Annotated in this window: 11 protein-coding genes and 1 pseudogene; 5 read left to right on the forward strand and 7 right to left on the reverse strand. The window is 54.5% G+C overall.

Annotated elements, in window-relative coordinates:
• Nucleotides 1–9: 9 nt before the first annotated feature.
• The 3 genes from OQ460_RS11500 to OQ460_RS11510 are packed head-to-tail and all read right to left on the reverse strand — an operon-like array spanning nt 10 to nt 3,543.
• The gene (locus tag OQ460_RS11500; protein WP_410017618.1) at nt 10–444 is read right to left on the reverse strand and encodes an acyl carrier protein; all 435 of its coding nucleotides are present in this window, start codon (nt 442–444) and stop codon (nt 10–12) included.
• Complete coding sequence (locus OQ460_RS11505; RefSeq protein ID WP_410017619.1) at nt 444–2,156, reverse strand: AMP-binding protein; 1,713 nt, start codon at nt 2,154–2,156, stop codon at nt 444–446. Before OQ460_RS11505 ends, OQ460_RS11500 begins: the two co-directional genes overlap by 1 nt.
• Nucleotides 2,157–2,214: 58 nt before the next feature.
• Complete coding sequence (locus OQ460_RS11510) at nt 2,215–3,543, reverse strand: DUF1302 family protein (protein ID WP_410017620.1); 1,329 nt, start codon at nt 3,541–3,543, stop codon at nt 2,215–2,217.
• Between the two features lie 625 nt (nt 3,544–4,168).
• Here OQ460_RS11510 and OQ460_RS11515 point away from each other — a divergent pair.
• Nucleotides 4,169–5,212: an NAD-dependent epimerase/dehydratase family protein gene (locus OQ460_RS11515; RefSeq protein ID WP_410017621.1), complete on the forward strand. Its 1,044-nt coding sequence runs from the start codon at nt 4,169–4,171 to the stop codon at nt 5,210–5,212.
• 13 nt (nt 5,213–5,225) lie between these two features.
• Here OQ460_RS11515 and OQ460_RS11520 read toward each other — a convergent pair.
• Nucleotides 5,226–5,534, reverse strand: a pseudogene (locus OQ460_RS11520) (MerR family transcriptional regulator); the annotation flags it as partial.
• A gap of 540 nt (nt 5,535–6,074) precedes the next feature.
• Between OQ460_RS11520 and OQ460_RS11525 the strand changes: the two are divergent.
• Nucleotides 6,075–8,807 carry a cation-transporting P-type ATPase gene (locus tag OQ460_RS11525; protein ID WP_410021981.1) on the forward strand — a complete coding sequence of 911 codons (2,733 nt, stop codon included), beginning with the start codon at nt 6,075–6,077 and terminating at the stop codon, nt 8,805–8,807.
• Between the two features lie 66 nt (nt 8,808–8,873).
• Nucleotides 8,874–9,308, forward strand: coding sequence for a universal stress protein (locus OQ460_RS11530; protein ID WP_410017622.1), 435 nt, complete (start codon nt 8,874–8,876; stop codon nt 9,306–9,308).
• 79 nt (nt 9,309–9,387) lie between these two features.
• Here the strand turns inward: OQ460_RS11530 and OQ460_RS11535 are convergent, their stop codons facing one another.
• Nucleotides 9,388–10,083 (reverse strand): FMN-dependent NADH-azoreductase, encoded by a 696-nt coding sequence (locus OQ460_RS11535; RefSeq protein WP_410017623.1) that lies wholly within the window; start codon nt 10,081–10,083, stop codon nt 9,388–9,390.
• Between the two features lie 106 nt (nt 10,084–10,189).
• Between OQ460_RS11535 and OQ460_RS11540 the strand changes: the two genes are divergently transcribed.
• Nucleotides 10,190–11,044, forward strand: coding sequence for a LysR substrate-binding domain-containing protein (locus OQ460_RS11540; protein ID WP_410017624.1), 855 nt, complete (start codon nt 10,190–10,192; stop codon nt 11,042–11,044).
• Nucleotides 11,045–11,237: 193 nt separating this feature from the next.
• Here OQ460_RS11540 and OQ460_RS11545 read toward each other — a convergent pair whose 3' ends face one another.
• The gene (locus tag OQ460_RS11545; protein WP_410017625.1) at nt 11,238–12,197 is read right to left on the reverse strand and encodes a GlxA family transcriptional regulator; all 960 of its coding nucleotides are present in this window, start codon (nt 12,195–12,197) and stop codon (nt 11,238–11,240) included.
• Between the two features lie 96 nt (nt 12,198–12,293).
• On the opposite strand from OQ460_RS11545, the gene OQ460_RS11550 reads away from it, so the two are divergent.
• A complete protein-coding gene (locus OQ460_RS11550) occupies nt 12,294–12,749 on the forward strand; it encodes a tautomerase family protein (RefSeq protein WP_410017626.1) in 456 nt (151 codons plus the stop codon).
• Between the two features lie 489 nt (nt 12,750–13,238).
• On the opposite strand, the gene OQ460_RS11555 is transcribed toward OQ460_RS11550, so the two are convergent.
• Complete coding sequence (locus tag OQ460_RS11555) at nt 13,239–13,820, reverse strand: helix-turn-helix domain-containing protein (RefSeq protein WP_410017627.1); 582 nt, start codon at nt 13,818–13,820, stop codon at nt 13,239–13,241.
• Between the last annotated feature and the right edge of the window lie 107 nt (nt 13,821–13,927).

Here is a 13,927-nt window from a genome sequence, read left to right on the forward strand (position 1 = left end):
TTGGGACGGTCAACTGCGGGTAGTCGGGCTTTTGGCGCCGAGCAAATTCTCGAGCAATGTCATCATTGCCTGTTCATCCATCTGCCCCAGACCGGCCTTGTCGACGGCAGGCTCGGCCATCGGGCGTGATGGCTGCGTCGCAGGCGAGCCGGCCTTTGCCGTGTCAGCCACATAACCTGCTAGTTCACCGGGCGTCGGGTAATGCCAGGCAATCGTCGAGTCCAGCGGCACTTTGGATACCAGGGACAGCTCGGCAGCGAGTTCCACGGCGTCCATGGAGGTCATGCCCACCTCGGAAAACGGCGTATCAATCGACATCGACAGGTTCTCGCTGTAGTCGCGATCAAGCAGCCAGCGGAAAATCCAATCACCAACGGCGTCTCGCGTGACGGATGACAAAGGCGGTGGGGTGTAATCCAGTACATCAGCAGCGGGGGAGTTCATCAGGTCACTTCTCCATGTGAAATAGCGTGAGGCTCAAGCCCAGTGGCAGCAGGCTGAAAAGGCACCAGTTGCTTGTCGATCAAGCGTTGGCGAATGACACGCCGGCGTTTTTTTCCGCTCGAGGTTTTTTCGATGCTGCCCTTGGGGCAGAAATGCACGCGGTTCAACAGCGCGTCGTGGATGTCGAGCACGGCCAGGGTCAGGGTTTGTTGTTTTCTGGCCAGCTCACTGCCGGTGTCGTTGGCGTCGCCCTCAAGCACCAAGTGCAGCTCCATCAAACCGGTATGGGCGTTTTCGATCGACAGCAGCGCACTGCCGGAGGGGCGTACAAAGTCAAAACCTTCGATGGTCTCCTCGATGTCCTCGGGGATGATGTTCTTGCCGCCAATCACGATCAAATCATCTTGGCGCGAGTAGAAATACAGCTCCTGCTCATGCATGAACCCCAGATCACCGGTACGCAGGCGACCGTCCTTGAGCTTGGCGAAGGTTGCCTCAGGCATATTCAAATAACCCGGTGTCAGGCAGTCGCTCTCGATATTGATTTCACCGAGCTTGAGATCCGGCAGAGGCTGATCGTTGGCATCCCGCACGCTGATCACGTGGTGACGGTTAGCTTCACCAGAGGAGACCAGCTCAATGCGGGTTTCGTCGGTTTCGTTTGCCAGGCGCACCTCCCCATCGGCGCCGAGGGTGACTGCGAGGATCTTCAGCGTGCCCCGTTTGCTCGCGCTGGCGCCAAGGCTGTTTTCCGCCATGCCATAGGCGGAGTGGATATGCTCCGGGGCGAGTTTGAGCGGGGCGAAGCGCTCCTGCACTTTCCTGAGTACCAGGGCACTGATTTTTTCTGCCGAGATGTAGAGGTGCAGGCGAGACAGGTCGACGTGTTCATTGTCGTACAAGCGCTTAACCGTACGCAGTGCTGCAACCAGTGCAGAGTTGGTGATAAAGCTCAGATCGACCTGATGTTCAGACAACAGCTTGAACCAGCGGGCCGGATTGCGCATGAAGTAATCCGGGGTGGCGAGCAGATGGTTGCAGCCGCGGAACAACGGGAACAGCACACCGGTGAACAGGCCCATATCGTGGTGGATCGGCGTCCACGAGGCGCTGCTTCGCACGCTGACGCCATGGCGACTGGTGGTGTGGGTGTGCTCGATGTGCTGGAGCTGATTGATGATCATGGCGTGGGTCACAATCACGCCTTTGGGGAAGCCGGTGCTGCCCGACGAGAACTGAATGATCGCCATGTCCTGAGGCGTGGCCACGGCCACGGCCGGCGCGGAGGGCAGGGCAGGTGGGTCGAATGTCGGTTCCGATTGAATATTCAGCCCGGTTTCCGTGCGCCACAGCGCGATGTCGTCGTTGCTGATCGCCTTGTCGCACAACAGCAATTGGAAGCTGCACGACTGATTGCACCCGGATAGGAAATCCGAGTAATTCACATATTTACCGGACTTGGTCCGCAGTGGGACGGCGACCAGGTTCAATCGCCAGCACGCCATCAGGTAGCCGACCAATTCGATACTGTTATTGAGGATCAAGCCGACGCGATCCTGTTCCTGAAAACCGTGAGCTGCCAGTTTTGCGGCGCACTTATCCACCAGCAAACCCAGTGCTTCAATGCTGTACGACTGCTGTGTGTCTGCGAACGTCCATCGCGCAGTGTTGTTGTCAAGTGCATGGCTGAATGAATGATTGATGGTCAGCATTTTTTATTCTCGCAGGCAGTCTTTCCCAAGTATGTTTGGGGACGTTGGCCGTTAGGTGTTAGAAGTAGAAGTCGAGTTTTACTTGAATGCGGTCGTTATTCTCGAATTGTCCGAATACACCATTGCGGTCTCCGTAAAACACATCCAGGCCAATAGTGCCCTTAATACTTTCGGTCAGTTTAGAGGCGTATTGCAGTCGAAATAGTCCGTCGCCGTCGTTATTGTTGGTGAACCAGCGGGCTTCAAAACTGTCGCGTTGATGACGCAGGTCCTTTCGATAAAGGAACGTCATTATATTATCGACTTTTTTACGCGGCAGATAATCCGTGGTTTCGCCCAGGATACTTTGATAGAACTGCACACTGACGACACTTTCGGTGAAACCATAATAATCAAGCCCGAGCACGTAACTGGTGTCGTTGGTTTGGAAGCGTCCATCTTTGCTGCTCGGGTCATAGTCGATGACTGAGCGCTGGGTCGCATGGGCCAATTCGCCGCGTAATACATAGTCGCCGATTGAAGTACTGGCACTACCGCCGAACGTGTGGGTTCTTTCATAGCGTTCGCGAACATTGATCACCGGGCCTGTGCCTGTCATGACCATTTGCGTTTCAAAGAAGGGCGCGTCGTTGTAGTGATACATGTAGTTCAGGGAAAAATCCCAGGAGTCGACGCTGGACGTGAGGGCAATGCCCACGTCGGAGTCCTTTATCGGCCGGTCTGGCCGCTCGGCGCGCTGTCGTTGTACCGGCAGGCTGAGTCCGGCGGGGGCTGCGGGGATCAGTCGCCGTGAACGAATGGCAAATTCACCTTCATTGTAATTGGGAAAGTCGGTGTAGGTCTGGTCGGGAATCCATAACACCTGCATATCGAATGGGCCGACAGGCACGACGATATTGGCCATCCACGTCGGAATGCGGGCTTCCTCCGAGTCTTCGAGAATGAATTCGCGGTAGTTCATCGGGTTGACGATATCCAGCACCGTCACCCCATCTGCCTGCCCCCAGACCACTTGTTGCTTGCCCAGGGTCAGGGTGCCTTCCTGGCCAAATGCCTGTCGGTAATAGAGTTCACGCAGGTCGAACTGAAAAGGGTAGTTGTCGTAAATTTTGCGCCCATCGTTGATCGGTGAAAGTGCCGTCTGGTCCGGTTCGCCGGGTTCAAGTTGGCCGCTCATGTTCCAGCGCAGGCGGGTGGAGAGGAACAGCCGAGCTTCTGACTCGGTCTCGTAGGACAGCGAGTTGTAGAAGCGTGTTTCAGACTTTGAAAGTTTACCCTCAGCTATGTTTTCAGCCGTCTGATACGAAACTCTTGAGTCCGAGGTGAGTTCTCCAGCGAGCACCAGCATAGGCAGCAAGGATGCTGAGAATATGATTGATTTGAGCATGGGGGCGCCTTAGAACTAGCTCTAATATTATTATGTGTATCGATAAAGTCTGCGCACGGATTACAGGTCGGAGAATACGTGCATCGGTGCTCTATTGAACTGTGGAGTTTCGTAATTAAGCTAGAGGTGGGCGTAGTGGTATGACGTGATGACGGCGGTGTATGAGATAAACCGATTTCTGCCGTGGCTCAGGTTTTTCAAATCCTCACCGGGAAGGTGATGATGAGGGAGAAGTTGTTTGTTCAGCGTCATTGAAGCGTCCATGCGTGATCAGTCAAAAGCGTAATATTTCAGCGGTGTCGAAATGCTATCAGTGCGCGTTACTTAACTCAACAAGAGTGCTTCGAAATGTTTTTGCTTTAAAATCGTGTCATCTGTCCTTAGGGACAGATGATTAAGGCCGCGGTTTATATGGTGTTTTTTTTAACTTGGAACGTTCGTGTCATAACTGTCCCCCAGATAATGTTTTGCTTAATACTCACTATAAATGTGTCTAGATGTTTCCGTGATACTAAAATCTAAAACTGAAACCAACGTGCCAATGGCTACTTGACTCTGTCCCATGGGACACCTCGTATGCTTTTTTTCAGCGTCCACTCTGGCGCGCTGCCAACAAGGAGTTCCTGTGAAAGGTTTATGTCTGGTGACGGGCGCCAACGGCCATTTGGGCAACACCTTGACGCGAGCGCTGCTCAATCAGGGCTATCGGGTTCGAGCCGGGGTTCGTGACATTTGTAACAACACACCCTTTGCCGGGCTGGACTGCGAGTTGGTGTATGCCGAGTTGCTGGACCGTGCGGCGCTGGATAAGGCGCTGGAAGGCGTGGAGGTGCTGTTTCAAGTGGCCGCCGTGTTCAAGCACTGGGCTCGCAACCCGCAGGCCGAGATTGTCGAGCCGAATATCCAGGGTACGCGACGTGTGCTGGAGGCCGCTTCTCGGGCGGGTGTGCAGCGTGTTGTCTACGTCAGTTCGGTGGCCGCCGTCGGCCATGATGGTACCGCGCTGGATGAGGCGCACTGGAATACGGAAAGCGAAAACGCCTACTACAAATCGAAGATTCTCTCCGAGCAGGTGGCCTGGCAGTGCGCGGAGGCATTGGGGTTGAGCATGGTGTCGGTATTGCCTTCGGCGATGGTTGGCCCCAATGCCGGCTACCTCACGGATACCATGGGATTTCTTCAATCGGTTCGGCAGCGGCAGATGCCGTTTGATCCGGGGTTTCGCTTCAACTTTGTGGATGTTCGCGATGTGGCCGAAGGGATGATACTCGCTGCCGAAAAGGGCCGGCCGGGGCAGCGCTATATCCTGGCCAATGAGCGTTCGTCGCCACTCAGCGATTTGATCGAGGCCGCCAACACCCAAGCTCCCGGGTATCGCCAGCCTGTCTCAGCGCCACGCTGGTTATTGCTGAGCGTGGCCTGGCTCCAGGAGCGCTGGGCGCAATTAGTTGGCAAGCCCGCCCAACTGCTCTTGAGCCAAGTGCGCCTGTTTCACAACGTGGCGCAGGAATACAACATCACCAAGGCGAAACATGAGTTGGGCTTCAACCCCCGGCCGCCTGAAGTGGCTTTAAGGCAAGCGTTTGCTTATCTGTACAGACAAGCGCATCAACCTTATGAAAACCCGCCACAGGGCGAGGCGCAAACATTGAGTTCATCTCGCTTTTGAGTTCAATCAAGTGAAGATCAAGCGCCTGCAGTTCGGCGATCCTGTCCTGGACCTGGCGGCGCTTGTCGTCGACGGCCTGGTTGGCCAACGCCAGCGGAAATGACTTCAGTTTGTTTTTTGCCGCAATCAGCGGGTTCATCTCGGCCAGCTTGAACCCGGCCATTTGCGCCTTGCGTATGAGGTGGACGATTTCCAAGTGATGAGCGTTGTAGAGGCGATACCGCCCCTCACGCGCCGGCTCGTTGATCAGGCCCATTTGCTCGTACAGTCGAATGGCTTTCGGGGTGCAGCCGGTCAGTTCGGCGAGTCGTCCAATGAACATCTGTCAATTCCTTATGTGAGACAGCAAATACTCTAGCGTTGTTTGATCGCCAGAGCTGCAAAAGCCGTCACATGAAAATCGAAAAATATCGAGGTTGGGCTCAGTAGCGAATCATCACCGACTTCAGCCGCTGCGCCGCGCTTGCGAATCTGCGCTTGTTTGGTTGCGAAGGTGATACCGATACGACGGTGTGGGGAGCTGGTTAGGGCTCGGTGACGGGGTAAGACATTGACCGCTGAATGCTCAACAGATAGAGCTTCCTGAAAAATAACACTGGGATGCTGGTGTCATCACAGAACTTTAGAGCGACGAATAGGTTGTTCGGTAAAATATCTTGTCACACTACTAACGGCGAACAACTTGATGTAAGTCAATAGGCATTTAACGGCCGGTTGCACAGATATTTTAGTTCGTATCAGCTAGAAGACGGAGAGAATGTAAAAGCGACGAGCGAGTTTTCAGCATTCTGATATAGCCATGCCCGCTCATGACCACCTCAGCCCGTTTCAGTTGAGCTGTTCCCACAGGAGATATTCATTGATCAAGCAGGTGATCGACGTGGCTAATGAGCAAACACCCATCTCCCTGCATTCGGTGGCTTGGCACTCAGTGCCTGCAGAGCAAGTGACGAACCTGCTTGAGGTCAATGAGCGTGTCGGGCTGGAGACTGCCGAAGTTCAAGTCCGGCTTGACCGCACTGGTTTCAATCGCTTGCCAGAAGCAGCACGGCGACCTGCGTGGCTGCGATTCTTGCTGCAATTTCATAACATTCTGATTTATGTGCTTTTAGGATCTGCGGTAATTACTGCGATGTTGCAACATCTGTGGGATACGGTGGTGATTCTTGCGGTGGTTATTGCCAACGCAATCATTGGCTATGTCCAGGAAGGCAAAGCGGAAAAAGCCATGGACGCTATCCGGCAGATGCTGTCACCGCACGCCGCCGTGATTCGGGCAGGCGAACGCTTAAGTATTGTGGGCGAGGAGCTGGTGCCGGGCGATATCGTACTGCTGGAGGCGGGAGATAAAGTCCCTGCAGACTTACGCCTGCTGCACGCGAACAGACTACAAATTCAAGAAGCAATTCTCACCGGTGAATCCGTACCAGTAGAAAAAAATACCGTACCAGTAACCCTTGACGCAGCCCTGGGTGATCGGACTTGCATGGCGTTCAGCGGTACGCTTGTGACTTGCGGGCAAGCAACTGGGGTCGTCGTTGCGACCGCAGCAGCGGCTGAAATCGGACGCATCAGTACGCTGCTTGCCGGAGTAGAAACGCTGACCACTCCGCTGGTGCAGCAAATGAACATATTTGCGCGTTGGCTGACGATCTTGATCTTGTTAGTCGGCGGTCTTCTACTTGTGTTCGGTCATTATGTCGGGCACTACGCCTTCCCCGATATCTTCATGGTCGTGGTCGGGATGTCTGTAGCGGCGATCCCTGAAGGGCTGCCCGCCGTCCTTACCATCACGCTGGCTGTCGGCGTCCGGGCAATGGCTCGCCGCAACGCCATCGTGCGTCGCCTGCCGGCCATTGAAACCCTAGGCTCGGTATCTGTCATCTGTACTGACAAGACCGGCACACTCACCCGCAACGAAATGATGGTGGCGTCGGTAGTGACGAACGGCCTCAACTTCACTGTCAATGGCACTGGCTACAAACCAACGGGATGCATCAGCGTTGGGGACCAGTTAGTCGACATATCGACTAGCCCCGCGTTAGCGGAGTTGGGGAGGGCAGCGGGTCTGTGCAACGATGCTGTACTGCACCTGCATGAAGATTTATGGAGGGTAGAGGGTGATCCGATGGAGGGTGCCTTGTTGGCATTTTCCGGAAAGAGCGGAATCGATATTGCTGAAGATCATCGAGTCTGGCCCCGCACCGATGCCATTCCGTTTGACCCGAAACACCGCTTTATGGCGACACTGCATCACAGCCACGATCGACAGGCCTTAATCTATGTGAAAGGCGCGCCAGAGCAGATCTTGGCCATGAGCACCCAGCAATACGTAAACGCTGGCGGAGTTGAACCGCTCAATGCGGTTTACTGGCACGAACAGGCAAACGCCATTGCTGCCAAGGGGCAGCGTGTATTGGCGTTTGCGGTTAGATCAGTTGCACCCGAACACACTGTGCTGGCGTTTGGGGACGTACAAGGACGGTTAACCCTGCTGGGCTTGGTCGGACTGATCGACCCACCTAGACCCGAGACGATAAAGGCCGTTCAGCAATGCCAGGCTGCAGGCATTGTCGTAAAAATGATCACTGGCGATCACGGCGGAACTGCTGTGGCTATCGGTCGGCAGATTGGCCTGCAAAACCCCGACAAGGTGCTGACCGGTGTGGAGTTGGACTCCATGGATGACGCTGTTCTCAAAGAGGCAATAAAACACGTCAACATTTTTGCACGCACTAGCCCTGAGCATAAGCTCCGGTTGGTGATGGCGCTGCAATCGAATGGTATGACAGTGGCCATGACCGGCGATGGCGTCAACGATGCTCCTGCATTAAAACGCGCCGACGCGGGTATCGCTATGGGAGGAAAAGGGTGCGAAGCGGCCAAGGAAGCTGCGGATCTGGTGCTGGCAGATGACAACTTCGCCTCCATCGTGGCGGCAGTTCGCGAAGGCCGGACGGTCTATGACAACATCAAGAAAGTGTTGAGTTGGACGCTGCCCACCAACGCTGGCGAAACCATGACTATCATTGTGGCTCTGCTACTCGGCATTACGTTGCCGGTGACTCCGATACAGATTCTGTGGATCAATCTGATTACTGCAGTGACACTTGGCGTCGCACTCGCATTCGAGCCTACTGAAGAAACCACTATGCTCAAACCACCCCGGTCACGCAAAGAACCACTTATAAACGGTGCACTAGTTTGGCATATGACGCTGGTTTCTATTCTGTTCCTCTGTGGTGTCTATGGCGTTTTTTCGTATGCGCTCGAGCGTGGTTACTCCGTGGAGTTAGCCCGAACCATTGCGGTAAACACGCTAGTTGTAATGGAAATATTCCATTTGTTCTTCATTCGCAATATCTATAGTACTTCACTTACCTGGAAGGGCATTCGTGGCACCAAGGTTGTGTGGATGATCGTGGCGCTGGTCATCTTTGCTCAGTTTGCGATCACGTATGCGCCACCGCTGCAAAGGGTGTTTGCAACGGAGGCTATCCCGTTCGTTGATGGCCTGCTGATTATTGGGGTTGGCGTTGCGCTCTTTGCAATCATCGAGATTGAAAAACAGATTCGAATCCGCTTGTCCGAATAGAATGAATCGCGAACGGCCCATTCCTGAACGACAAGCACCTTCATCTGACTGAAAGAGGATCTGGAAATGCATAAAATACTGGTAGCTGTCGATGGTTCCGAGCATTCGGAACGCGCAGTGCGTTACCTTATCGGGCTGATTCAGGAGGGTGGACTACTCGGCGGGAGCGTTGAGGTACATTTGGTGAATGTGCAGCCACTTTTACCCACTCGAGTAGCTCACGACATGAGCGAAGATGAAGTCGATCGCTACTACGGTGATAAAAGTGCTGAGGACTCACACACGGTTGTGGAGCTTCTGAAGCAAGAAGGGATTGCATTCACTCTCCACACCTTACAAGGTGATGCAGCCAGCAGAATCGTGGCTATCTCGCAAACCATAGATTGTGACACCATCATATTGGGTTCACATGGGAACGGTTTTTTGGCGGGAATCTTTTTGGGATCTGTCGCGGCCAAAGTAATTCAGCTCTCAGATATACCCATTACGCTGGTCAAATAAGCTGTCGTGAATGGCCTGGCTCACCTGGCAGACTCGCAATACTGTTATGACGCTGGCGGTGGGTGTGGGAGGGTTGTGGCTATTCAGGTATTTCGGTTTGTAATGGGTCGATGTGCAGCAGGGGCACCTGAAGCGTCAGCGACAAACTGTCTGCCAGGTTCCTGGCCTGCTGAGTCGCTGCCTCACGCGCGTGCCGATCAACGTCTTCCCCCAGGATGGTTTTCTCCACAATCACCGAATGCACATCCGTGACGCCGATAAATTTCAGCCAGGCTTCCACGTAGGGTTTCTGGAAGTCGAAGCGCTCCGCCGGAGTGATCGATTGCGCCGAAAAGTCCAGGCCGCGCGCGTACATCACCACGGCGAGTTTGTTGTGCAGCATACCTTCCAGACCGCGTTCCGGGTCAACGCTGAACAGGATGTCTTTCTGCGAAACCAGGTCGATGAAGTGCTTGAGTTTGTACGGGATGCTGAAATTCCACAGCGGTACGGACATCACGAGTACATCCGCACGGTGCAGGTGACTTGCCAACTCTTTTAACGTGTTCCAGGCGTCTTGTTGTGCCGGGGTCAACGGCGTGCCATTGAGCCCGGCGTATTTGGCCTCCATGGCCACATCATCAAATTCCGGCAGAGCCAGGTTCCAGAGGTCAAGGGTGATGATTTTGGTTTCCGGGGTATTTGCTTGATAACGCGCAATGAAGCTGCGGGCGACTTCAAGGGAAGCCGAACGCTGCTTGCGTGGAGAACACTGAATATGGAGAAGAGTTGTCATGACACACCTTGAGTGATGGGGAGGCAGCGTAGGAGGGAGTATTGCAACATAGTTGTATTTGAAATATAAATCGTAAATTCTTGCTGGATTAATCACGTATAAAACTATGTTCGATGCTCTGCTGCTCAAGACATTTGTCACCGTCGTCGATGAAGAGGGCTTCAGCCGTGCGGCCCAGAAGCTGCACCTGACTCAGTCGGCAGTCAGTGGCCATGTGCGGCGATTGGAAGAACAGATTGGTAAACCCCTGTTGATGCGCACCACCCGTTCCCAGCAACTGACGGCCGATGGCGAGCGCCTGGTCTCTTATGCGCGCACGATCCTCGCGCTGAACCGTGATGCCTGGACAGACCTGACACGCACGCCGTTTCACGGGCGATTGCGGATTGGGGTGTCCGAAGATTTTGTCGAGTCTCGATTACTGCGCACTGTTCAGGATTTCGCAGCGCAGTACCCCGGGATGGAGATCGAGGTGCAGGTGAACATTCCGGGGACGTTATTGGCGCTGATGAAGCAAGGGCATCTGGAGGTGGTCATCGGTTCGCTTTGCGAAACCAGCGAAACGGGGCTGTTGCTATGGCAAGAGCCGCTGGTGTGGGCCTGGTCGGCGCAACCCGTCGCCCGTTTACCAACGCCATTGCCGCTGGCCTTGTTTCCCGAGCCGTGCCCCTATCGCGAGGCCGCGCTGACGAGGCTGGCGCAGGCGGGAATCTCCCAACGCACGGCGATGTTGTGCAGCAGCATCGCCGGGTTGCGCGCGGCAGCCCTGTCAGGCTTCGCGGTCGCGCCCATGCCTCTCAGTCAGCTGGGGCACGGGTTGGCGGTCATTGGGGTAGAGCAAGGGTTGCCGGAATTGCCGGATGCGCAATGTCGGTTGTTCACCTCGCCTGACGCGGATCAGGCAATTTTGGCAGCGGTTACTCGGCTCATTATGGAGTATTGCTCTAAGCGCAGGGCTTGACTGTCATTTCAAGGGGCTGCTTAACGGCCGGACTGAACCCAGTCATGGATAACCTTTTCCTGATAAGGGGGGGAAGCAGAACGTTTAGCGTCGCCATCGCCTGAGGTTATTCAGCGATGGGCCAAGTATATTGGTTTGTCTGAGTCGCGCTCCCAAATGGATAACTGAATTGAAAATAAGGACGTCGCAGCAGTTAACGCAATTGTCGTGGTGTGGCGTTCAGCATTCTTTTCATCAGTCGCCGCAGGGATGTGGCATCTCTGTATCCAACGTGTTCGGCAATGGTGTCAATTGAATATTTACTGTTTGCCAGCAACTCCCGGGCTTTATTGGCCTGGACTCGCTGGATCAGCCGTAATGGGCTATTACCGGTAGCCTTGTTGATGTGTCGGGATAAGGTTCGTTCTGACAGGCCAAAGTCGGATGCGAGTGTGCTGACGCTGATAATGGTCGGTAGCGAGGCTTCAATATGAGCCGTCAATCGTGCGATCAATTCGTTACCCTGAGCCATCATTGCCGGAACCATAAAGGGTGACTGCAGTTGCCGACCATCTATCAGTAGCGCCCGTGCAACGGCATCTGCTAATGCAGGAGAAAATCTGCTTCGCAGAAGATGCAACATCAGATCGCTTTGACCCAGCGCTGCACCCGCGGTAGTCAACGGCGGGTCGAGGATTACCATGCGATCGGCATCTACCTGGCATTCAGGGGCTTTCTGTTGGAGCAAGGGTGCCAACCACCAGGAAGTGGTGACACTGTGCCCCGCGAGCAGGTTCGCGGCCTGCAGTACGAACACAGCAGAACACGATGCGGCTACATTGCCCCCGGCCTGTACATGCGCGCGTAATGCCGGCACTAGCAGAGCAATATCCGCTTGCTGTAATCGGTGCTCGATCATGAGAGCGTCAGCTACCCCGATGCCAGGGATTATCCAGCAAGAGCGGTCATCGGACCTAGTGGCCAGAGGCTGAACCGCAATGTGCATACCGTGGCCGAGCGTCACGCACTCCGTGCTCACCCCGCAGACCTGCCAGCGAGGAATAGCAGTACCCATTCGCCGGGCGAGCACGGCGGCCGTCGAAAGGATATCGAGCGTCAGCGCGACACTGGAGGCAAAGGCGTCATGAGTTACTAAAATCGTGAAGTCATTCATTGGCTGATTATGCCCGAAAGATGTCGAATCGGTCGCTGGTTGCAGTGTCTCAAGGCAGGCTTAATAACGCTTCCATTTCATCGAGCGTTTAACGATATGCCAAATATCCTGATCAAGGTGCCGCAAGGTTCTTTTACCTGCGAACAACGGGCACTGCTTTGCGACGAGATTACGAAAGTGGCCGTTGCGGTCGAGCAAATCGGCAACGACCCTCGTCAAAGGAGCCTGTGCTGGACTCTCATTGAGGAAGTGGCTTCCGGATCCTGGACCTGCGGCGCGGTAGATGTCAGCGCTCAAGTCACCCCCTGTATTGTGCAGGTCAAGGTTCCCGAGGGCGTGCTGAATGAGGCCATGCGAAGCGACTATGTACAGCGTTTGCATCAAGCGGTAAGCCGGTCGCGAGCGGCGGGCGACGAGCGGATCATCATGAGCTCGATCATCCTTGATGAAGTCAAAGACGGATTCTGGGCCGCCAACGGAGCGATTTGCCATTTGGCCGATTTCATTCAGGCGGCAGGGTACCGACACCTGCAAAGGCAAGTGCAGCAGTAGGGCACTACAAATAGCCCAGCGCTTGTAGAGTTTGTGCCGCGTTACTTCGAGCGGCAGCTATGGCTTCTTTTGAAGAAGTAGATCCCCTGTCTGGCCGGGGGATCACACTGCATGATAGGACCGTTTTCGAGTGGGCAGGAGCAACTTTTTAATCGTTCAACCTTGAAGATCAAATCCCAGCCAATCATCTTCTGCTCAGCATTGATTAGCGTCTTGATCTGAGTGACCTGAGCCATTTCCTGATGGTTCTTAAAAACCTACACAATGTAGCAATCCACTGGAAGTGAATGGAGCTCCATGGTTTGTGGAAAGGCAGAAATGATCAACTGAACCGCCTATCCGACGACGCCTAAAGACTCTCAGGGTCGCCAAAGAACATTTTGACTACGCTCTAGAACAACATTTTCAGGCATAAAAATTTCAAATATGCCCCCAATGTTGCCCCAAGGTCGCTCGTGATACACGAGCGAGCGAAAAATGGCGCCTACCTCAGGAATGCTCTATCACCATCACCGCTGTGGTGTCCGCCTCAAGTGCTTCGAACACGTGAGGCACATTCGCCAGGTAGCTGATGTAGTCGCCGGCATTCAGCAATACAGGCCCAGTCGCCGGGCCAATATGGGCGCTGCCGCTGCACAGCACTACGTGCTCTACGGTTCCCGTTGGGTGAGGCTGAGACAGCCGAACTTCGCCGGGCTGCACCTTGAGCCGGTAGATGTCGCGCTGTACTCCCGCCTGGCAATCGGCAAGCAGTGTCGCTGCGTAATTGGCAGTCTCGGCATAGGCGGTCATGCCCTCGTTGGCGCGAATCACCCGCAACGGCTGTTGGGGTTGCTCGAAGAACCGGGTGACTTGCAAACCCATTGCCATCGCCAGCGACCACAAGGTTTCGATGCTGGGGTTACCGATTCCTGACTCCAATTGAGACAAGGTCGACTTAGCCACCCCGGCGCGCTTCGCCAGCTCGGTCAAGGAAAGTCCTGCGGCCAAGCGTTCGCGTTTGATTGAAAGCGCCAGCAGATCGATTCGGCTCGGGTTGTTTTTCGGAAAAATGTTCGTTATGTCGTTCATTTGTTTTATAAATCATCCTTAACTAGGTTGACGCTCTTTGGCGCAGTGTTCATTATAGTGGTCATTAATTCATTATAAGGTTCGTTTTGCCGAGACAGCGTCCGCGA

It is taken from the genome of Pseudomonas imrae (assembly GCF_046352735.2).
Classification (GTDB): Bacteria; Pseudomonadota; Gammaproteobacteria; order Pseudomonadales; family Pseudomonadaceae; genus Aquipseudomonas; species Aquipseudomonas imrae.

What these genes read in the sequence shown, in the direction of transcription:
- OQ460_RS11530 (WP_410017622.1), top strand. Translation starts at nt 8,874, where the DNA reads ATGCATAAAATACTGGTAGCTGTCGATGGTTCCGAGCATTCGGAACGC.
- OQ460_RS11540 (WP_410017624.1), top strand. Translation starts at nt 10,190, where the DNA reads ATGTTCGATGCTCTGCTGCTCAAGACATTTGTCACCGTCGTCGATGAA.
- OQ460_RS11555 (WP_410017627.1), bottom strand. Translation starts at nt 13,820, where the DNA reads ATGAACGACATAACGAACATTTTTCCGAAAAACAACCCGAGCCGAATC.
- OQ460_RS11510 (WP_410017620.1), bottom strand. Translation starts at nt 3,543, where the DNA reads ATGCTCAAATCAATCATATTCTCAGCATCCTTGCTGCCTATGCTGGTG.
- OQ460_RS11535 (WP_410017623.1), bottom strand. Translation starts at nt 10,083, where the DNA reads ATGACAACTCTTCTCCATATTCAGTGTTCTCCACGCAAGCAGCGTTCG.
- OQ460_RS11545 (WP_410017625.1), bottom strand. Translation starts at nt 12,197, where the DNA reads ATGAATGACTTCACGATTTTAGTAACTCATGACGCCTTTGCCTCCAGT.
- OQ460_RS11505 (WP_410017619.1), bottom strand. Translation starts at nt 2,156, where the DNA reads ATGCTGACCATCAATCATTCATTCAGCCATGCACTTGACAACAACACT.
- OQ460_RS11500 (WP_410017618.1), bottom strand. Translation starts at nt 444, where the DNA reads ATGAACTCCCCCGCTGCTGATGTACTGGATTACACCCCACCGCCTTTG.
- OQ460_RS11550 (WP_410017626.1), top strand. Translation starts at nt 12,294, where the DNA reads ATGCCAAATATCCTGATCAAGGTGCCGCAAGGTTCTTTTACCTGCGAA.